Annotated in this window: 17 protein-coding genes; 5 read left to right on the top strand and 12 right to left on the bottom strand. The window is 44.7% G+C overall.

Annotated elements, in window-relative coordinates; all coding sequences use genetic code 11:
• Positions 1–82 precede the first annotated feature (82 nt).
• The 4 genes from DSL64_RS13695 to DSL64_RS13680 form a co-directional block, all read right to left on the bottom strand.
• Positions 83–931 (bottom strand): SDR family NAD(P)-dependent oxidoreductase, encoded by an 849-nt coding sequence (locus tag DSL64_RS13695; RefSeq protein WP_115831466.1) that lies wholly within the window; start codon positions 929–931, stop codon positions 83–85.
• A gap of 205 nt (positions 932–1,136) precedes the next feature.
• Positions 1,137–2,600, bottom strand: a complete 1,464-nt coding sequence (locus DSL64_RS13690) for an amino acid permease (RefSeq protein ID WP_115831465.1) — start codon at positions 2,598–2,600, stop codon at positions 1,137–1,139.
• Positions 2,601–2,662: 62 nt separating this feature from the next.
• The gene (locus tag DSL64_RS13685; protein ID WP_229217082.1) at positions 2,663–3,559 is read right to left on the bottom strand and encodes an LLM class flavin-dependent oxidoreductase; all 897 of its coding nucleotides are present in this window, start codon (positions 3,557–3,559) and stop codon (positions 2,663–2,665) included.
• A 123-nt stretch (positions 3,560–3,682) separates the two neighbouring features.
• On the bottom strand, positions 3,683–4,666 hold the full coding sequence (locus tag DSL64_RS13680; RefSeq protein ID WP_115831464.1) for an ATP-grasp domain-containing protein: 984 nt from the start codon (positions 4,664–4,666) through the stop codon (positions 3,683–3,685).
• 736 nt (positions 4,667–5,402) lie between these two features.
• On the opposite strand from DSL64_RS13680, the gene DSL64_RS13675 reads away from it, so the two are divergent.
• The 4 genes from DSL64_RS13675 (at position 5,403) to DSL64_RS13660 (ending at position 14,110) form a co-directional block, all read left to right on the top strand.
• Positions 5,403–8,537, top strand: coding sequence for a SusC/RagA family TonB-linked outer membrane protein (locus DSL64_RS13675; protein ID WP_115831463.1), 3,135 nt, complete (start codon positions 5,403–5,405; stop codon positions 8,535–8,537).
• A 12-nt stretch (positions 8,538–8,549) separates the two neighbouring features.
• The gene (locus DSL64_RS13670; RefSeq protein WP_115831462.1) at positions 8,550–9,920 is read left to right on the top strand and encodes a RagB/SusD family nutrient uptake outer membrane protein; all 1,371 of its coding nucleotides are present in this window, start codon (positions 8,550–8,552) and stop codon (positions 9,918–9,920) included.
• A gap of 100 nt (positions 9,921–10,020) precedes the next feature.
• Positions 10,021–12,771 carry a M14 family metallopeptidase gene (locus DSL64_RS13665; protein WP_115831461.1) on the top strand — a complete coding sequence of 917 codons (2,751 nt, stop codon included), beginning with the start codon at positions 10,021–10,023 and terminating at the stop codon, positions 12,769–12,771.
• Positions 12,772–12,982: 211 nt separating this feature from the next.
• Positions 12,983–14,110 carry an NHL repeat-containing protein gene (locus DSL64_RS13660; protein ID WP_158547922.1) on the top strand — a complete coding sequence of 376 codons (1,128 nt, stop codon included), beginning with the start codon at positions 12,983–12,985 and terminating at the stop codon, positions 14,108–14,110.
• 69 nt (positions 14,111–14,179) lie between these two features.
• Here the strand turns inward: DSL64_RS13660 and DSL64_RS13655 are convergent, their stop codons facing one another.
• The 8 genes from DSL64_RS13655 to DSL64_RS13620 form a co-directional block, all read right to left on the bottom strand.
• The gene (locus tag DSL64_RS13655; protein ID WP_229217081.1) at positions 14,180–15,022 is read right to left on the bottom strand and encodes a hypothetical protein; all 843 of its coding nucleotides are present in this window, start codon (positions 15,020–15,022) and stop codon (positions 14,180–14,182) included.
• A gap of 158 nt (positions 15,023–15,180) precedes the next feature.
• Positions 15,181–15,459 (bottom strand): RidA family protein, encoded by a 279-nt coding sequence (locus DSL64_RS29280; RefSeq protein WP_310587846.1) that lies wholly within the window; start codon positions 15,457–15,459, stop codon positions 15,181–15,183.
• Positions 15,460–15,694: 235 nt separating this feature from the next.
• Positions 15,695–16,258, bottom strand: coding sequence for a Crp/Fnr family transcriptional regulator (locus DSL64_RS13645; protein ID WP_115831459.1), 564 nt, complete (start codon positions 16,256–16,258; stop codon positions 15,695–15,697).
• 6 nt (positions 16,259–16,264) lie between these two features.
• Positions 16,265–16,645, bottom strand: a complete 381-nt coding sequence (gene ybiA, locus DSL64_RS13640; RefSeq protein WP_229217079.1) for a riboflavin biosynthesis intermediates N-glycosidase — start codon at positions 16,643–16,645, stop codon at positions 16,265–16,267.
• 383 nt (positions 16,646–17,028) lie between these two features.
• Positions 17,029–17,835 (bottom strand): hypothetical protein, encoded by an 807-nt coding sequence (locus DSL64_RS13635; protein ID WP_115831458.1) that lies wholly within the window; start codon positions 17,833–17,835, stop codon positions 17,029–17,031.
• Positions 17,836–17,887: 52 nt separating this feature from the next.
• Positions 17,888–18,973 carry a threonine aldolase family protein gene (locus tag DSL64_RS13630; RefSeq protein ID WP_229217078.1) on the bottom strand — a complete coding sequence of 362 codons (1,086 nt, stop codon included), beginning with the start codon at positions 18,971–18,973 and terminating at the stop codon, positions 17,888–17,890.
• 156 nt (positions 18,974–19,129) lie between these two features.
• Positions 19,130–19,474 (bottom strand): DUF6970 domain-containing protein, encoded by a 345-nt coding sequence (locus DSL64_RS13625; protein ID WP_229217077.1) that lies wholly within the window; start codon positions 19,472–19,474, stop codon positions 19,130–19,132.
• 131 nt (positions 19,475–19,605) lie between these two features.
• A complete protein-coding gene (locus tag DSL64_RS13620; protein ID WP_147300363.1) occupies positions 19,606–20,070 on the bottom strand; it encodes a hypothetical protein in 465 nt (154 codons plus the stop codon).
• Between the two features lie 233 nt (positions 20,071–20,303).
• Here DSL64_RS13620 and DSL64_RS13615 point away from each other — a divergent pair, with 233 nt between their 5' ends.
• Positions 20,304–20,879 (top strand): RNA polymerase sigma-70 factor, encoded by a 576-nt coding sequence (locus tag DSL64_RS13615; protein ID WP_115831456.1) that lies wholly within the window; start codon positions 20,304–20,306, stop codon positions 20,877–20,879.
• The last annotated feature ends 75 nt before the right edge of the window (positions 20,880–20,954 follow it).

The following is a 20,954-nucleotide window of genomic DNA, read 5'->3' as shown; positions in this document are numbered from 1 at the left end:
GTCCGTGTTTGAATTCATATAACGCCGGCCCGACACAGAATGTGCCGGCCGGCGTTGATTTTTAATAGAAGGGTGTTGAAAGTTATTTCGCCTGACCCTGGGCCGAGCTGGCCAGTGAATCCCATTCTTCCCAAACTGAGATCCTTTCCCCGTAGGCCTGCTTAACTCCGGGGAGATTATGGCTTCCCAGAAAGAAACGAAGCGGTGGATTTTCTGCATCGGCGATCTGTAAAATAGCCTGTGGCGTTGCTGCGGGATCACCTCTTTCAAGACTCTGCAGTTGCTGGAAGAATTGATTCTTGAAATCAGTATAGATATCCATCCCGGCGGAGAATTTCAGCGACTCCTGACTTCCAAACTCTGTTGCGTAAGCACCCGGCTCGATAATAGTTACTTTTATTCCAAAATCTTTGACCTCCATAGCCAGACTTTCATGTATCGATTCAAATGCCCATTTGGATGAAGCGTAATAGCCGATGACAGGAAGCGTAACATGGCCAAGGTTGCTGGAGGTCCCCATAATGTGACCGCCACCCTGTTTTCTTAAAAGTGGCAATGCAGCTTTGATCACTGCCAAGGGACCAAAGATATTTGTTTCGTACATCGCCTTTACTTCATCCGGCTCTGCTTCTTCGATCGTCGCAACCAGTGAATAACCAGCGTTGTTGAGTACAATATCGAGCCTTCCGAAATGTGCGTGAGCCCGCTCAACAGCCTCTTTCACCTGACCTGGGTTGGTAACATCCAGTTCAAGTGTCAGCACATTATCGCCGTATTTTTCTTTGAAGTCAGCAATACTTTCCAGCGAGCGTGCTGTGGCTGCTACTTTATCGCCGCGTTGCAGGATAGCTTCCGTCCAAACGCGTCCGAATCCACGTGAAGTACCTGTTATAAACCATATTTTCGGAGCCTTTTCATTTTGATGTATCATGTCTTATTTCTTTTTTTATGATACATCAAAGGTCGCTACGTCCTGACTTGTGTTTGTAGTCTAACTGAGGGGATTTGTAGTCAAAATGGGCCGCTGAGTATGCGGGAGGAAGAAAAACAGGTTATTGGATTTGTAACAACCCGGTATGATTTGACCGTCAAAAAAAGGGACAGCTCCATAGGGAACTGTCCTGTAATCGTCTGATTTATTTAGGTTGATTGTTTGAATTCTGCTGACCGAGTTTGCTGTGTTTTTTTCCGTATAAAAAATAAAAGGCGATTCCGATGCCCATCCACACAAACAGTCTTTCCCAACTCTCCAGAGGCAATCCTGCCATCAGAAACACGCAGATTCCAATGCCAATGATCGGGACAAAAGGAACACCCGGGACTTTGAACGACCGGTGGATTTCAGGTTGTTTGTAGCGCAAGATAATCACACCAAGCGATACAAGTGAGAATGCAAAAAGGGTTCCTATACTCACCATGTGGCCCAGATCAGAGATGGGTACAAAGCCGGCAAGCGCAGATACAAAAACAAGGAAGAATAAATTGCTTTTCCAGGGTGTTTTGTAACGGGGATGCACGTCGCTGAAAAACGCTGGCAGCAGGCCATCTTTGGACATACTGTAAAAAACCCGTGATTGTCCCATCAGCATTACCAGAATCACAGATGTATACCCGGCAAGAATCGCAATGACCAAAGCGCTGTTGAGAAAATGATAACCTGTTACCGCGAAAGCGGTAGCTGCGGGACTGGCATCTCCTAAAAACTCAGTATAGGGCACAAGTCCTGTCATCACGTAGGAAAACGAAACGTACAGAATGGTGGCAACCAGCAGACAACCGATTATTCCGATCGGCATATCCTTCTGAGGATTTTTTGCTTCCTGGGCTGTAGTTGACACGGCGTCGAAACCGATAAAGCCAAAGAACACCACAGCGGCTCCGCGTACAATACCCGACCAGCCGAAGTGACCAAATTCTCCCGTGTTTTCGGGAATGAACGGGGTGTAATTATCGCGGTTAATAAATGACCAGCCCAGTGCTATAAAGAGTATGATCACACAGACTTTAAGAATGACCAGAAAGTTGTTCAGCGAGGCAGATTCTTTTGTTCCCTTTACCAAAAAAAGCGAAAGTAAGGATACAATCACCACGGCCGGAAGGTTGATAATACCACTAGTGAATACGGTGCCGTCTGATAGTTGCACCGGGTCAAACGGAGAGGTGATCAGCTCGGGCGGTAAATCAGCACCAAATTGCGCCAGAAACTTAACTGCGTAGCTAGACCAGCTTACCGCTACTGTTGCTGATGCCAAAGCATATTCCAGGACCAGGTCCCAGCCGATAATCCATGCCATAAACTCACCCAGGGTTGCATAGGTGTAGGTATATGCCGATCCGGCCACAGGAATCATGGAGGCAAATTCGGCATAGCTCAACGCACAAAATCCGCATGCAACCGCAGCCAGAACAAAAGACAAAATAACAGCCGGCCCCGCGTTTTCAGAAGCGACGATGCCTGTCAGTGAGAATATTCCTGCGCCTACAATCGCACCTATTCCCAGCGTTATAAGGTTAACAGGACCCAGTGATCGCCGTAACCCTGTTTTGGTTTCAGTCTGATGTTCTTCAATAAGTTGGTTGATTGGTTTTTTTAAATTCATTGCTTTACTGTATGGGTACGCTACTATGTATTGAATGTACGAAAACATCCATGTCCGCTTTATCAAGCTGAGACTATCTGAATGATATTTTCGGCAAAATTGTTCATTTCTTCTATCTGAGGACTGCTTTGCAATAGCAGAAAATCAACGCCTATTTTCTCGAATTCAGCAATTCTGTCCTGAACCTGCCACGGTGTACCAACAAGCCCGCTACGCAGTCCCCGGTTTGATACTGCATAATCCTGTAAAGAAAGTTGCTGTTCCAACTGTGTACCTGAAAGCCATTGTTCATAGTTTTTATAGCCGGGACTATCGGCCTTAATGCTTGTGATGCGGTCGAGTTCCCTGCGTGTTTCGGCTTCGGTGTTTCTGACGATAGCGTACGCTGAAACGCCAAACTGCATCGGAGGCAAACCTTTGCGTTCCCGTCGTTCTCTCATATCATCTATACGTCTGGCTATTATCTCCGGCGAGTCTCCATGCATTACATATCCATCACAAAAGGAAGAAATAAGTTCTTTGGCAGCTTCCGATTCCCCTCCGGCATAGATAGGAGGGCGGGGTTTGGAAACTGGCTTGGGAAAGAGAAGATTATCTTTGACGTTGTAATATTTGCCCGAGAATGTATAGCGGTCTTTTTTCCATACATTGTCAAGAACGGTAAGCCACTCGGCAGATCTTGCGTAGCGGTCGTCGTGCTGCTCGAAATGTACTCCATATTTCTCTGCTTCATCTTTCCACCAGGAGGAAACCAGGTTTAACGATAATCTGCCATTACTGATATGGTCAATGTTTGCTGCTTGTTTGGCCAGCAGGGCTGGGTTGTGAAATGTTGGCCGGACAGCCACCATGATTTCCTGACGGCTAGTAACCGCGGCCAGCGCAGCTGCTGTTGACCAGGCATCCAAAGACGCAGATTCTTCTCCTTTAATGTCGTTCAGATTCAGCTCGGCAATCAATGTCAGATCGAAGCCGATCTGCTGTTATTGCCAGCCGTTTGGCATATTCCCAGGTAGGCTGCATTTGCTCATCGTCGACGTTTCTCAGCCAGCCTCCGAATACAGGAAGCCAATATCCATATCTCATATTTGTGATAGTTGAGTTTTTTTCTGTGAAGTTTTAGAAAGCGTATATTCAATGAAATCCGCGAGTCTTTGGTGCGGATCAAAGCCAATCACGTTCACTGCGTCAGCTACGAAGTTAGAGAGCGCATTGATGTCATAATAAAGTATTTCTCCATTGCGGTCATCAATGATATACTCAATACCACCGACATCAATTCCACAGTGTTGAACGATGGACTCTATGGTTTCAATCACAGCGTCGTCAGGTGTAAATGCCTCCACTTTTAGCCCGTTTGCCGGAGCATCCAGCGCACAGGCATTCCGGACAAGCTGCTGTCCGTCGGTAGTCTGGCAAATATCAGCCGGGCAAAGGTTAAAGGATTCTCCAGTCAGGTGCACCCGGATCGCGTACAGGTATTTGCCTCCGAGCGTCTCCACCCTGGTAATATACCCTCCCCGGGCAGGCACAAATTCCTGAACCAGCGCTGTATGATCTACGCCAAAATCAATTTTGTTATTTTCAACTGCTTCGGTGAGCTGCTGAATCGTTTCAAACTTTTCAATACCAGCCCCGCTGCCACCGATGTTTGCTTTCACAACAATCGGAAAACGTAATCCAGAGGTAGCTGCTACAATCTGAGAAAGGTGGTTCACTACTCTGGACTTAGGATAATTTATACCTAACTGATCCAGTAGAATCAATTGCAGTGCTTTTGAAGTCTCAAATCTAAAAGCCTGTGACCCGTTGATCACCCTAACTCCGTTATTCTCCAGGTGTTTGAGATAATTGGATGTGTAAAAAATACCTTGCAATCCCGAGCGCAGGTATGCCGAAGGACTCATTCTGTTAAACAGTACCTGAAAAGGGAAATCTTGCTGCTCAGGTAAAAAATAATGCTGTGTGGGATTAATGGTTTCAAAATCAATCTCGCGTGCAGTCAGTTCCCTGAACAAGGGTTTGAACCAGTCGGGATGCTCATGGGCAATTACAATCGAACTCATAAGAAAATCGGAAGACAATGATATACCGTAAATTGTCCAAATTAGCACGTTCACAGATGCCGTAGCGCTATTGACATGGCTTAATTTGATAGTGTACCACCAGCGTGGTAGCGTTGATCAGACGCTGTGGTTTTCAGAAATCATAAGCGTATTTTTTTAAATGGTAATAAAAAATAGGATTTTGTCAGGAACTAGTGGCAGGGAAACAGAAAATGTGGTGGTAAGATCTCCGAATAACACTTATGTAGCTTGGCTGTTACAATTTGTCTATGCTATTTTGCTATCCGTCTATTAAAGTTATAGGATATGTATTCTACTTTCATTGACTGATTTCTTTTGATGCCAATTCGCAAGGGCTTTATGCATAAGCATTAGAGGGTACTATTAATAGAGTGTGTATCTCTGAGAGCCGATTATTCCTTAAACCAAATGATTAATATTTACTAACATCCTTTCCATGAATCAATCGTTTTACCTTCAAATCGTCGGTGTAGGGAAATCCGTTTCCTGCACTTCAGCATCTATGTATTTTAGCGCGGCCACTGTTTACCCGTCCTGGGGCAGTTGTTGATTTTCTTCTCAACGTATTTTTGAACGGGTTCCTGCAGTCGGCTGCGGTCGGATTGACGTACTGCCTGTTTCTAAATTCAATTCTCTGCTGATCTTTTTATCAGTCAGGACTGGTCATCTTATGCCCTGGTATCTCTAACAAAATCGTAATCAATTCTTCAAAACAATGTATTATTCTTCCCGGAAGGTGTTTTGGCTGGTAGCAGTGTGGCTGCTTGGGTCAACAACTTTTATTTATGCTCAAACCGCTGGTAAATCATCCGGCGCTATCACAGGAGTTGTACTCGACTCCGACAAGCAGGCACCACTAGTTGGGGTTTCTATCATACATTCGGGAACCACCAACGGCGCTATTACCGATGTGGATGGCAAATTCACGATCAACGTACAGCGTTTACCGGTAGTTTTAAGTTTCTCATTTATAGGCTATAAAAAGCAGGAAGTTACCGTCAATGATTTTTCAAAACCTATTAGTGTTTCCCTGTCGGAAGATCTTAGTTTTCTGAATGAAGTAGTCGTTACCGGATACACCGTTCAGCAGAATAAATCCATAAGCGGAGCTATCACAAAAATTGGTTTTTCTGAGGCGAATACCAATCAGACGGATCAGGACTTTCTGAAACTGTTGCAGGGTAAAGCGACTGGCGCGCAGATTACTGCAACTTCGGGAACACCGGGCGGAGGAGTAAGTTTTGTAATCCGGGGTAACAACTCAATTGGAGGAAGCGTGAGCCCTTTGTACGTAGTGGATGGCGTGTTTCTGAATACAACTTTACCTGTTACGGGTGGAGGGGGAAACCTGTTGTCGAATCCTTTGGCTGATATTAATCCCGCTGATATTGAAAGTATTACGCTTTTGAAAGATGCAAATGCAACGGCTATCTACGGATCTCAGGGATCTAACGGTGTGGTTGTGGTTACTACCAAGCGCGGAAAAAGAAATACGGCTTCCAAGATCAATCTGTCAGTGAAACAAGGCTGGGCCAATCCGGTAAATAAATTCAAAAGTGCGACAGGACCGCAGACAGGTGAACTGCTCAACGAGACCTGGGTCAATACCGCACAGGCCAATAACGAGAGTCTTGCAGCCTACCTCACACGCGAAAAACCGACGAACTGGGATATTGTTTACCCTTTCAAAACAGGGGAAGGCTCTCCTGATTTTGGCAGAGATAATATTGCCAACTTGCCCACCTATGATCGTATCAGCGATATTTTTCAGACAGCTGCCACATCTGATTATCAGCTGTCAGTATCCGGAGGAAATGCGACAAGCAATCACTATATCGGCTTGGGTTATGCAAAGCAGGAGTCGACAGTGAAACCGAATACTTTTCAGCGTTTCTCTGCGAGGCTGAATTACGACAACAACGTTACTGCCAAGCTAAAACTGGGTACGAGCTACAATGTAGTCCGTACCGAGCGCGCAAAGGTCCGCAATAACGACAATGATCCGGGTGGAATTATCAACTCCGCGATTTTTCCGCGCTCGTTCCTGCCTATCTATGATGACAATGGCAACTATCTGAATCATGCTACATTCAACAACCACAACAGGCTCATTGAGCATTTGGATAACAGCTATGTGACATGGAGAAATACGGTCAACCTATATGGGGAATATACCTTTTTACCTGAGCTGAAATTCCGTAGCAGCGCCAGTTTTGACTTCACCAACAATGGTTCACGTAGTTTTTCTGATTTTTCTATCAGTACCAATGGTGCAGCGAGCACATCAAACAGTCTGATACAGGTTTACACCGCCGAGCAGCTGCTGACTTATGTAAAAACTTTCAAAGGTAAACACGATGTAAATGTACTGCTGGGAAACACGGTGAATGTGCAGCAATCCCAGGGGATAAATGCAACAGGAAGCAACTTCATATTCGATGTTTTACGTGAGGTATCTTCCGGCGCGGTTACAACGGGTAGTTCTTCTCGTAGCGAAAACCGGTTGGTTTCCTTTTTTGGTAAAGCAGCCTATACCTATAACGACAGGTTTACTGCCGATTTCAGCATTCGCGGGGATGGCTCATCCCGTTTCGGACAAAATGTTCGCTGGGGTTACTTTCCTGCCGGTGGTTTAAGCTGGAACCTGGGAGAAGAGAAGTTTATTCAGAATCTGAATGTGTTTGATGCTGTCAAGTTACGTGGGAGCTTCGGTTATTCGGGAAATCAGAACGGTATCGGAAACTATGATGCACTCGCCATCTGGAATGCCAACTCACAGGGTTACCTGGATCAGCCGGGTATATCGCCGGGCCGCCTTGCTAATCCTGATCTGACCTGGGAGACCACCCAACAGACCAATCTGGGACTTGATTTCTCCGTGTTCAGGAACCGTCTGAATATTTCACTTGACGTCTACAGAAAGTATACAACCAACGGACTTCAGAGTGTAACCGTGCCATCTCGCAGCGGTTATAGCGCAGCAATACGTAATTATAGCGAGATCAGTAACAAGGGAATTGAGCTTTCAGTGGAGTCCCGCAATGTCAATACCACCGATTTAAGATGGACCACAGAATTCAATATATCAGCCAATAGAAACCGGATCGAAAAGATTCCTCAGGAACAGACCTTTGGCGCAACCAACCGCGGTACCTCTATTCTCAGAGAGGGTTATCCGGTGAACTCATTTTTTCTTTACAAGCAGTTGGAAGTGGACCGTGAGACGGGTAACGCTGTCTATGACGATGTGGACCAAAATGGCATGATCACCTATGCTGACCGTCAGATACTTGGTAGTGCTAATCCCAGTTTCACAGGAGGACTCACCAATACAGTCACTTACAAAGGATTCGATCTGAATGTGTTCTTCTACTTTACACAAGGCAATAAGCTGCTGAATATGCATGACTTCTTTTTGGTACATGGCGGTATCCAGAATGGAATCGGTTTTGATGCTAACCAGCTCGCGCGCTGGCAAAAGCCGGGTGATGTGACAGATATCCCTAAGATGACCAGGTACACGCTGAATCCTACTGTGAACAACTCACCTGCAAACAACTACACCGGGCAGGTAGCCAATCTGAGCAGCCGCTACCTGGAAGACGGATCATTTTTGCGGTTGAGAAATGTGGCGCTGGGATATACATTGCCGCGAAGCATCGTATCTGCTTTGAAACTTACCAGAGTGAAAGCGACATTATCTGCCACCAACCTGTGGACGCTGACAAGTTATAAAGGGCTGGATCCCGAAGTAAGTGCACAAAGCACCGATCAGAACACAGCAGGTTACGACTGGGCAACTGTTCCGCAATCCCGCACTTTTGAAGTCATCCTTAACATTACTTTTTAATTGAATACTTTAATGAAAGCCAAACTGAACATTCCTTTTATACGTCCTCTGCTGTTTGCATCGGTGATCTGGCTTGGTTCCTGTGAGTCGTTTCTGGATCTGAAACCTACCAATTCATTGCTGGCAACCAACGCAGTTTATGATGCAGCTACGGCCCGTGCGCTTGTCAACTCAGCTTATACTAATCTAAAAGGTTACAGTAACTCAACAGCAATTACATTGGGCGTGCTGCCGGCTGATAACGTTTTTTTTGCCGGTAGTCAAAGTCAGAATATAGAGCTGGATAACAATGCTTTTACAGTTACCAATTCTGCGATCGTAGGTGCATTCCGCTCGAACTATACGCTGATCAACATTACAAACTGGGCAATATCAGAAATTCCCAAGGTACGTGATGAAGCGTTTGCTGCCGGCGAACAAAGTAAGCTGCTGGGCGAGGCATACTTTATTCGTGCATTTTCTTACTTCACACTCGCGCGCAGCTGGGGAGGTGTCCAGTTGCAACTAGCACCGACTACCGATCTGACTTCACTGGGAAGCATTAAACGCAGTACTTTGGAGGATACCTACAAGCAGGTATTGAGCGATCTTGCCAAAGCAGAGGAGCTATTGCCGGCAGATGACAATACGACGCGGAATAAAATCCAGCGTGCCACCGTGCGGGCAGTCAGAGCGAAGGTGTATTTGTATACAAAACAGTATCAGCAGGCCGAAGCAGAAGCTACAGCCGTAATCAGCAATCCTAAGTATGAACTCGTAAAACCCTACAGCGCATTTTCTCAGTCGCCGTATCTTACCAAAGAATCTGTATTTGAGTTGTCGGCAACTACTAACAATACGGGAACTTCAGGTAGCTCGTGGTTTCCCGCTTCAGGAACACCACGTGGATCGTATGAATTCAGACCGACCAATGAGCTGATCAATCTGTTGAACAATGCAGCCAAAGGAGGTAGCAGAAAAGTGCTGATCGCCACGCGCGGAACCGATATCTATGGCAATTTGTACCGCACGGTATCTCCCAATCTGGATCCGGCCTATGTGCTTCGTATTGCTGAACTCTACCTGATCCGTGCTGAGGCAAGAGCGGGCAAAGCTTCCCCTGATCTGGCGGGAGCTATCGCCGATCTGAATGCTGTGCGGGGACGTGCTGATGCAGAACTGTTTGCTGTGGGAAATGCCAATAAGGAGGCAGTACTGCAGGCTATCTGGGATGAGAGACGACTTGAATTTGCTTTCGAAAGCGATCGTTGGTTTGATCTGGTACGGTCCGGGCAGGCTGAAAAAGTACTGGGTGTAGAGAAAAATTTCTGGTTGTTTCCTATCCCACAGGCAGACGTGCTGGCAGATCCCGATCTGGGTGGAGAAAACAATCCCGGATACTGATAATCCACTTTTCGGTATAAGTGCCAGATAAGGCTTAGTTCCCGGATTCCTATTGCGAAAACGACAGGTAAAAGATTAACAACAATTCATATAAATAACCATGTTTAAAAAAGGTATAGTTTTCATTTTCGCCCTTCTTACAGTGCAGGTTGCAGCCAGCGCACAGGACGAGTATTATTTCCGTGATCAGGGCAAGCTCAATGCTGAAATACCAACTCCGGAATCTTTTTTCGGTTTCAGAATTGGTACCGAACTGGTGCGCTACGACAAAGTGGTAGAGTATTTCAAACTACTGGATCAAAAATCTGATCGTGTTTCGTTGCAGGTGTTTGGCAAGTCATGGGAAAACAGAGAGCAGATCAAACTATTTGTGACCTCACCTGAAAACCAGAAGAATCTGGAAGATATCCGAAAAGAACATTTGAAGCTGGTAGATCCTAATGCTTCTGTTGATATTAAATCTCAGAAAGTAATTGTAGAACTTGCCTACAACGTACATGGTGGTGAGATCGCCGGAACGGACGCTTCGGTACTGGTAGCCTATTATCTGGTAGCCTCCCAGGATCCGGATATTGAGCGCCGTTTGAATGAGGCAGTTGTCCTGATCGAACCTTCTCAGAATCCTGACGGTCGTGAAAGAGCTGCCAACTATATTAACGGGTTTCATTCCTGGCCGCCGGTATCCGATCCTGCGGATGCAGAACATGGAAGCGGTTTTACACCTCACCGCGGCAATCACTTCTGGAACGATCTGAACCGCGACTGGCTTCCTTTGACGCAGATTGAGAGCCGCAACCGCGTCGCGTTTTATCACAAATGGTATCCTAATGTTTACCTGGATTACCACGAAATGGGAGGGGGGAGTACCTATTATTTTGAGCCGTCTCCGCTAACTTCATGGAGCAATATTTTGCCTCCGGGGACTTACGATGTGCTCAACAATATCCTTGCCAAATACTTCTCTGCATCATTGAATAAGATCGGTTCATTGTTTTATACGAAAGAAAATTTCACCAACCTTTCGCCTATCTATGGTTCTACCTATCCCGATTATCAGGGAGGTGCAGGTACAACCCTGGAGATCGGATCCACATCAGGCGTGCAGTTGGAAACACCGGCAGGCATAAGGACTTTCTCCAAAAACCTGCGTGACAATTTCCTGACAAGTATTGCTGCTGTTCGTGCTGCTACCGATGAGCGTAGTGTTTTTCTGAATCATCAGAAAGAGTTTTTCAAAAGTGCATTAACGCAGGCTGAAAAATTGGGTACCAAATACATTGTCTTCGGAAGCAAGGAAGACAAGAGTATCAATAATGTTCTGATCGACAATCTGCTGCAACACCAGATTCAGGTATATGAACTCACCTCCTCTTTTTCACAGGATGGTAAGAAATTTGAACCGGGCAGTGCCTACGTAATTCCTTTGAAGCAGCCACAGTTCAGAGTGCTTCAATCAATCTTTGAAGAAAACGAAACAAACCGTTTTACTGACAGCACTACTTTTTATGATATCTCTGCATGGAGTACGATTCATGGTTATGGCGTGCCGTTTGCAAAAGTGAAATCTGTATTGAAGGAAGGCAAACAAATCAAAGAGGTGCCTGCGCTTTCGGGGTCGGTATCAGCTCGTTCAGAGCTTGCGTATGCGTTTGATTATTACGATTATCTTTCTCCCAAAGCTTTGTATTATTTACAACAGCGCGGTGTGAAGGCGCGTGTAGCGCAGCGTCCGTTCACAACCAAAACCAGCGCGGGCAATAAAAGCTTCGCTGCCGGAGCCATTGTTGTTCCTGTGGCTTATCAGGAGATTTCTTCTGATGAATTGTTTAAGGTCCTCACCGAAGCTGCAAAACTGGCAAACATTACTGTACACGCCATCAGCGATGGATTCAGCGTGGCTGGGATTGATCTGGGAAGTAACAATATCCGTGTTTTGAAAAAGCCTTCTGTGGCTGTGATTGCAGCAGGAAACTGGACGAGTGTAGGCGAGTTGTCTGCATTACTTGGTAACACACATGGAATCCCATTGACCAAAATCAGTTCCACGTCGCTGGAGAGAGTAGATTTTTCAAGATATACTGCCATCATTTTAGGAAGCGGTCAGCTTGCACCTGAAGTAAGCAAACGTCTGACAGACTGGGTTGACAATGGTGGAACGCTTGTCGCTTTGAGTGGTGCGGCTCAATGGGCTTCTTCATTGACACCTGCTGCTGGTGGTGGGGAAAGTCGCGGAAATCAGAACGGTGCGCCTGTGAGCCCAACCGCTGCTGAACCACAAGGACCCGCAGCCCGCGCTAACCAGGCTTCTTCTGCAAATGCTGCAGGTCGAAATAGCGGACAGCGTGGTGCAGCAGAAAGTACTACAACAACACGTAATGTTGTTGGCAGGGCTTCACAGGCAGAAACACCGGCTGCACCGGTTGCTACACAACGTGGCGGTCAGAGCGGTAGCCGTCTGAATGGTGTGATTGTACGTGGAGAGCTCAACCTTGCGCATCCGTTGAGCTATGGTTTTACATCCAAAGAATTCTATACACTTAAAAACAGTGTAACAGGATTGACAGCATCCTCGCCTGCAAATGTATTATTGAAAACTACTGCCGCAGAACTGGTAAACGGATTTGCTACAGCCAAAGCATTATCAGAAGTGAAAGACAAGGCTGTGATTGTCAGCAATAGCCGTGGAAGAGGTTCGGTAGTGATATTTGGTGAGTCGCCAACGTTCCGTGGTTACTGGCTGGCGCCTGGCAGAATACTTACAAATGCTATCTTCTTTGGTGGTGGCAGCACAGCAGGCAGAGGTTTTGCAAGTGAGGCTGAAGCTTCTGAAGCTGAAGAGCACCAGCATTAATCAGTATAAAAAATAAAGCTGTGTCAGGTTTTTGACATGTCTTGTATCAAAAGCAACCGCTCATCGGAAATACTGATGAGCGGTTTTTTGTTTCAATGAATTGAACGAGAGGGGATTGTTGATTATGGCTGACGATCCGGAGTAAAGTTTTATGTGGTGATTATGTATATCTTTGATGACAGTTTTGCTATCAAAACCCAACTCAATATTCATGAAAGGACTTCTGAGAAAACATTACCTGGCGAAGGCGTTACTCCCGCTTTTCCTGTTGTCATTATCATTTACTGGTAGTGCGCAGGATCCGTCCACATTTTTATTGCAACCACGTAAAATTGCTGTCGACAGCAAAGACAATGTATATGTGTTGCATCAAGGAGGAATTACTAAAATTGCGCCGGATGGGAAAATGACATTGGTCTCCGATATCTTTTTTGGAGACATTGTAATTGATAGCAAAGATCAGCTGTACTTTTCGGGAGGCTCATCGATCTGGAAAATGAATCAGGCTACAGGTGTCATCGAATTTTATTCGGGAGATAAAAACTATGGCGGTGGCGCAGATGGGAAATTACTGGAGGCCAAGTTTAATAAAATTCAGAGTTTATACATTGATCAAAATGATGTAATCTACGCGGCAGACGCTGCCCTGTTTTTTTTGAAAGAGATTGATCCCAAAGCTGGCAAAACATGGATTGAACCCAACGTGCCTGGCAGATACCGAAAGATTGAAAATTGGTATTGCATCAGAAAAATCAGTCAGGGCAACGTAAGTACATTGAAAACATCAGATGGGAAACTGCTGCTACTTAACAATGTTACAGGAATTGCGGTTGACCGTGACGGGAATGTGATCCATGCGGGTGGTGGGTATAGCAGAGCTGTCAGAAAGCTGAATATGGCTGATTTTACATGGAGTACCCTCGGCGGTAAGCCTTATAAACGCGAGTGGTGCCCGGTATATGTGCCGGGAGATACTGCCAAAGCAGAGCTGTTTGATCCGGGACCGCTGTTACTGGATAATAAGGGTGCTGTTGTATACCTGGATAATCGGAGTCACCGTATTTCCAAAATTGCCGACGGGAAAGTAATAACCCTGGCAGGAAGTGGTCTTATTGACCCATGTGGACAGAACATAGGCGGAAGAGCCAGAGAGGGTTATAAAGATGGAAAGTCAACGCTGGCCTTGTTTAACTTCCCCAAAGGAATGGCCTATGATAGCAAAGGTAATTTGCTGATCGCGGACACAAATAACAGTTGCGTGCGCAAACTATCTGCGGATGGCATAGTAACAACCATTACCTATTTCGACAGATCCAAAGCTTTGATCAATAACTATTGAAACGTGGTTATCCGTAGCTCCCCGGAATAAGAATTGAACAGGAAACTACGGATAGTGAATTCACAGAAATTATTCCGGCGCTTCGGTAGTGGTCTTTTGCACGATCGGCCACACGCCCGGTGTAGGCACACTCACGCCTTTGGTTAAGCCCCTTGTTGTATTGTCAGGACCGAAGTAGTAAAGTGGCCAGCCTTTGTAAGTCATTTGCTTTTTGCCAAAAACATCGATGGTTGAGAACAGGCTTTTATCCAGAACAGACGGTACATCCTTCCAATCCGTAGACCATATAGGCCAGGTCGCGTCGTTGCTGAAATCGGATTTGGTGTAGTTGTTTTTATTCTTTTTATCCCTGTTAAAAGCATAAAGCGTACGACCGTTTGCATCAACAAAATACTGCGTATCACCAGTACCCTCTTTGTAATCTGCGGTGTAGTTTTTCCCATCATTCCCAACGAGCTGCGTATTAGCCAGCATAATGGAATAGGATTTTTTCGCTACATACCACACGTTTCCGACATTTTCCCCTTTTACATCTCCCGCAGCCACATCTGAAGCATAGTAGTAAAGAGGCCATCCTTTGTAAGTCACCTGAGATTTTCCATCTGCGCGTATAATTGTGGCAAAGTCGCCTGCAACCAAACCTGTGTCCAGGCGGGCGGTTGTTGCCGTTGTAAAAATAGGCCAGATATCCAGACAGCCTCCTGTACAAGCTGAGGTACCTTTCACATCTTTGGTGAAAAAATAGAGCGTTCTTCCTTTCTGATCGGTAAGTACATTCCCCAGAGAAGTCGATTTCTGAGTAATGTCGTATGATGGTTCATTCTCAACGGATGTGCTTTCGCTGCACGATGAGAATACAAGCGCCGCACATGCGATGGCGACAAGGGTACTCATGAAATTTTTAGCTTTCATTTCAGTTTTGTTAGGATTGAAAATTAGTTTCAAGAGCGTATACGGCCATCCCAGGTTGTGGGTTGCGTGCAACAGAAAACTAATTACTGCAATCCTTTATATACTGAATCATATGAGTACAACGGCAGGTTGAAGGATTTGATTTTATACTGTTGTTATCATCTCACCACAGTAGCTTCCAGTTCTACTTTCAGTGTTTCAAACAGACTCTTTACTTCCAGCAAAGTAGTGGCCTGCTGAATCTGATGCTGCGCAACCCATTGTTGGATGATAGGGAAATTAGGCCAGAGCTCAGCGGTATCGGTTGTATAAATATTTAGCCTGACAATGTTTTTACACTCGTATCCGGCCTCGGTGATGACCTGTTCCAGGTTTTTGATGGCAAGTATGATTTGGGATTTCATGTCCTGGTTGCTGGATATTCCGTCTGCGCTGATGGCGGTTTGTCCTTAAACATACAAAGTAGCCTCGGCATGTTTTACTTCAACGGCCTGTGCGTAGCTGCGCGCATCCTGCCATGTCCATGGATTAATGATTCTCTTTTCCATTTTATCAGAATTATGATTTCGTGCCCTGTCAGGGCGTTGTTAAAAATTGACACTGCAAAGTTGCGGGCAATCGGTGAAATCAGTTCTTGATAAATGTCACGTATATTTTGTGATGTTGATCACGCTAGCGCGATAGTCGGCTGAGTGTTTCCCTGGATACGCCCAGATAGGCGGCCAGCAAACTCTTGGGAACACGCTGTACAAGCTGCGGATATTTTGCAAGCAGTTGTTCGTAGCGTTCTTTGGCGCTGGAAGTGAGCCAGGAAATGATTCGTCTTTGCACACCTATAAATCCCCAATGTGATTTTTCTAGAAAGAAACGCTCCATTTTAGGAAGACCATCACATAGTTTTCTGTAGTCGTCCAGTGACAGACACAGTACTTCGGTTTCCTCTACACATTCCAGCGACATGGTTGCGTTGGTCTGGGTATAATAGGCGTGAAAATCCGTTTCCCACCAGTCTTCCATTGCAAAGGCAACGATATGCTGTTTTCCGGAATCGTCGGTGTACACCAGTTTAAGTAGTCCCGATACTACAAAATGATGGTATTTAACAGGATAGCCTTCCTGAATCAGGTACTGGTGCTTTTTGAATTTTTTTGCTGTAAAATGGGCACGCACAAAGTCAAACTCTTCATCTGAAAGAGGAACAATCTTTTCTATATGTGCTCTTAGTTGGTGTTGCATACCTTGCTATTTATGGGGTTGTTGACCCAGAATATCACGTGCTGTCATTAATGCAAATCCTAGTAGATTAAGTCCGTCCCATTTGGAGGGGTTCTCTGTTTTGACATCGTCAGCCGCGAGCCCGATTCCCCATATTGTATCAACGGGACTTGCCTCCACCAATACTCTGTCTTTCGTATTGAGCAAAAAATCTTTCAGGTTCTTGTTTTGGCCAAACTTTTGTAGGTTGCCCTGTATCACTATATTGATACGTTCTTTATTCCAGACATCTTCATCGAAATTTTTTACTTTTCGACCCAGATCCTTCGCTTCAGCAGGCGTCCGGGCATTCAGAATCCGATCATAAGTATCAAGGTCACCAAACAACATTGCCTTTTGAGCCATCATCCAGTGTTCTGCAGTGTTGTATTTTTTTCGTCAATAACAAAAGAAGATTCATACCATTGGCTGAAACAAGTTGCGGTAACCTGGCCACTCCTGCTTTTCTGATGCCCCCAAAAGAAAAGGTATTTGATTTTTTTACCGTTTTCGATGCTTTCGATCAGCCAGGTTTTATCGTATACAGTCATTATCTTTCTAAGCTATCTTCCTTCGCGTTAACTACTTGATTACCGAAATATATGGTTATTTTATAATGCTATTGCTCTTTATTCTGCAGAAATCAATGCAATTGAAAAAGTCAGCTGGTTATACTAAAAGTCAGATAGTTTCAGCAGTTTTTATAGGAAAGTTAACTGGCTCCCTGCACGTGTGTGTATAGACACCAACCGCTAAACAGACTTCAAAACATCTATCCAGTTATTGATAAATTGTTCCTGGCTTTCGGGGCTGAGAACATCCAGTGATAAATAGGGATTGAGATCTTCGAGTTCAACCAACTGGAGTGAGCCGTCTTTACATCTACAGGCATCCACCCGCGTAATACCTCTTGTAAGTCCATTCCATTTGATGAACTGATCGGCAAAGGCTATATCCTCTTCTGTGAAATCGTATCGAGTCAGTTCCCAGCGCTTGGCTTTGTCTGGCGCATAGAGGGCATACTGAAAGTCGTTGTTCAGATAATAAAAGGATAACTCATATTCGAAATCAATGAAAGGCTGAATAAGACGGTCTGTTAAATCGGCTTTACGAAGTTCTTGCTCAGACAATATTTCCATTCCGATGGAGTCTGCGCCGTTGAGCGTTTTGACAATGTATTTTTCCGGATTTTCCAGCAGATCCAGATGCTCCAGTTTATCAATCGTTTTAATTACAGGCAGTCCCCTAGCTGTAAGTTCAGGCAAGTAGTGTTTGCCCTGCTGATCCGCCTTTCCATCAAAAGAGTTGAATGTCAGTATGTTCTTTTCTCTGACAAGGCCGACAAATTCGTTGAAATAAGTCTCGTAAGCTGCAACCGGGCCGGTATTTCTGAAGATAATTATATCGGCACAATTCAGGTAAGCATTGACCTGCTGCGGATTACCTATCAGGATATTGAAATGCTCTTTGAGTTTTGAAACAATAAAAAGATCCTCCTGGTAATAAACTCTTCCCTTTGCCTGATAATAAAGGTCGGTGAGATATAGAATGGTTTTCATGAAATGTCTTTTGAGATAATGAGCTGGTTCTGCTTTGGTATGCGAATCAGGTTTAAACCCTGTTAGATCCGGCGGAGCAGGCTTTCAAATCCTGAATGAATTTCAGAAGCACAGACTCCTGTGTTGCCCAGCTTGTTACCAGTCGTATTGCTGCATTCTGGCTATCTATCTTTTTCCAGATATAGAAGTCATAGTTTTCTCTCAGTTTTTCGATCACCGCATAAGGCAAGATAGGGAAGATCTGATTGGTTCTGGAAGGCGTAAGGAAGTCATATCCGTTTTGATGAAATGCCTCAGCCAACCGGGATGCCGTTTTGTTCAGATGTGCACCAATTGCAAAATACAAGTTATCCTTAAACAGCTCGGTAAATTGTATTCCCAACAGCCTTCCTTTTGCCAGCAGCGCACCGCGCATTTTCAGATTGTAGCTGAAATCTTTTTGTAAATCAGGATTATTAATCACAATTGCTTCACCCAACAGAGCACCATTTTTCGTGCCGCCAATGTAGAATACGTCGGTGTATTTTCCTAAGTCAGAGAATTGCATATCACTTGCATCCAGCCCTGAAGCCAGACGAGCCCCATCCATGAAAAGATACAGGTCGCGCCTCCGGCAAAAGTTCCAGAGTGCTATCAATTCTTCTTTCATGTAGTGCGTACCTACTTCAGTCGACTGAGAAATATATACCATTCGTGGAAGCCGCATGTGTACTTGCTCTACGGTTTCAAGAAAAGCATTGATCAGCTCCGGCGATAACTTACCATCCTCTGTCGCAATTGCTTCAATTCTGACGCCGGTAGCTTCGATTGCACCGGTTTCATGATGATTGATGTGCCCTGTTGCAGCAGATACTACTGACTCATATGGTTTGAGTACAGACGAAATTACAGTCAGATTTGCCTGAGTCCCACCTGAAACCAGATGTACTGCGGCCTGCTGGTTTTTAAGTTTTCGTCGGATCAGGTCAGTGGCCTGTGTGGTGAACATATCATCGCCATAACCTGACTGCTGCACATTGTTGCTTTCGGCGAGAGCTCTGAGGATATTGGGATGCGCGCCTTCGCTATAATCGTTTTTGAAACTATACACTATTGTTCTGGTCGTTTTAACGATGCGAAAATAGCGTGTTTTAAGCAATATTAAATCTGAATGAATTTCTCAGTAACAGAACCGGGCTGCAGCGAAAAATGACTTATGTTTCCGGTTTTTTGTAATGTGCTATTAATCATTGTGTTGTAAGTATATCTGTCAGCGGTTAGTCGCCAGCAATTACCTACAGGTAATCAGGCACAGTTACTTTCGCGAGTCTTCCCAGATTAACTTTTGGTTTGTTGCTTTTTTGAAGAATTCAGGGCACTTGGCATCCCCGGCACCTGTGATTCCTCCGTCGGGACTACAGATGACGTTACAATCGTCATCCATCAGTGTGCTCATACCATCACAACATGCAGGAGGTAGGTAGTAAACAGTGCGCCCTTCATATTGATACTGATATACTTTTGCCGGGGGCTTGGATACAGGATCTTTCTTTAGTCCTTCAATAACTTTTTTGACACAATCCGGCGCGTCCCTGGGAATGTCGTTATCAGAACAGCTCAACAGAAATATAAGGGCAAAACAGTACAGATAGTTTTTCATCGATGTATGATTTCGCAGCAGCAGTCATGCCTGATTTGCTACAGGTTTTTGTAATCTCTGTAAGCCAAGTTTACGATGGATTTAATCTACTGCATCAGCCCCCGGAAAAGTAAAAGCGCAGGATTTTAACATTACTTGCCCCGCAGAGCACTCAACTGCATCTGCTTCTCTTCGTGACTGGCAAAGGACTCTTCGATAAAGACACTTAGTTCCCCGACATCAAGATCCATTCTCTGATTGGGCGAGATCAGCGTATCAAAAACCACAGTCTCATGTTTTTGATTTTCATCCTGTTTGAAATAAAACCAGAGACTGATAATCGGAGTTAATTCTTCCTTGACAGCAACTTTGGGATCCTGTGTTTTTTGCTGAAAGTACTTTTCTGCCTGATGCTGCTCGTGGAAGTGGTAGAGGCATATTTCAAAGAAGGAATGTATCTGATTGGGTGTGACAATGATGTACCGTTTGGTCGATGAAGTGTCGATATACTCAGTGTCCAGATACAGTGTTTGCTTATGTTCTCTTGTGGTTTCGATCTTTTTATAATTGAAACGTTCTTCGATTGACAACAGAATTTCGCTCAGTAACTTTTTCATGTGCATGGTTTTTCGTTTGAAGGGTTTGACAAAAAAACCTTACCAAAAACAGAAATATCTGCATTCGGCATTTGCCGGCCAGGATTTGTAGTTTAAAGTGCGGGCATTTGTCTCACTGAGAAACTATTCGCAGCCGTTTTATATAAATTCTCTTTAATTGCATCATTTTTTGATAATTTTGGGTATTTTGTTGTTTATTCGTTGAATAAAAATTTTCCAATCAGAAGCTAATCATGCAGGAAGTGTTTGTCTCAGATTCAGAACTGATAGATTTGCTCAGGGAAGGCGACGAAAATGCCTTTCAGGAAATTTATCGTCGTTACTGGCACAAACTCTATATGGTAGCCGCACGTAAAGCAGAACTGGAAGAAGATGCTGAAGAAATCGTGCAGGATATTTTCGTGGATTTGTGGGAAAGAAGAGGCCAGGTTGAGATTGTGGAGCTGAATAAATTTTTGTTTAGTGCAGTGAAATACAAGGTACTCAACCATATCCGCAGTAAGATGATTCGCCAGGAATATAGCCGGGAAACGGTAAGAATTCTCGGGGAAAAACATAGCTCAACAGAGGAAGAACTCGCTCTGGCAGATTTACGACAGGCGCTAAAATATGGAATGGCACAGCTACCGTTGAAATCTCAGGAAATTTTCCGTCTCAACCGTCTTGAAGGATTGTCGGTAAAAGAGATAGCTGCCAGGCTGCACATTCCTGAGCGCACGATAGAATACCACATCACTCAGTCCATCCGGACCATGCGGGTGCATCTGAAAGATTTTATTCTTTTTGTACTTGTCTGCTTTTCAATTTGATTTTGTCTATTGAATTATATCAAGATTAATTATGGAATGATATCTTAATGATATAATTTTTCAATTATTATTTAA

The sequence above is a fragment of the Dyadobacter luteus genome (assembly GCF_003383615.1).
GTDB classification, from domain to species: domain Bacteria; phylum Bacteroidota; class Bacteroidia; order Cytophagales; family Spirosomataceae; genus Dyadobacter; species Dyadobacter luteus.
Note: the sequence above shows the minus strand (reverse complement) of the source record. Positions and strands in the feature narration are given on the sequence as shown.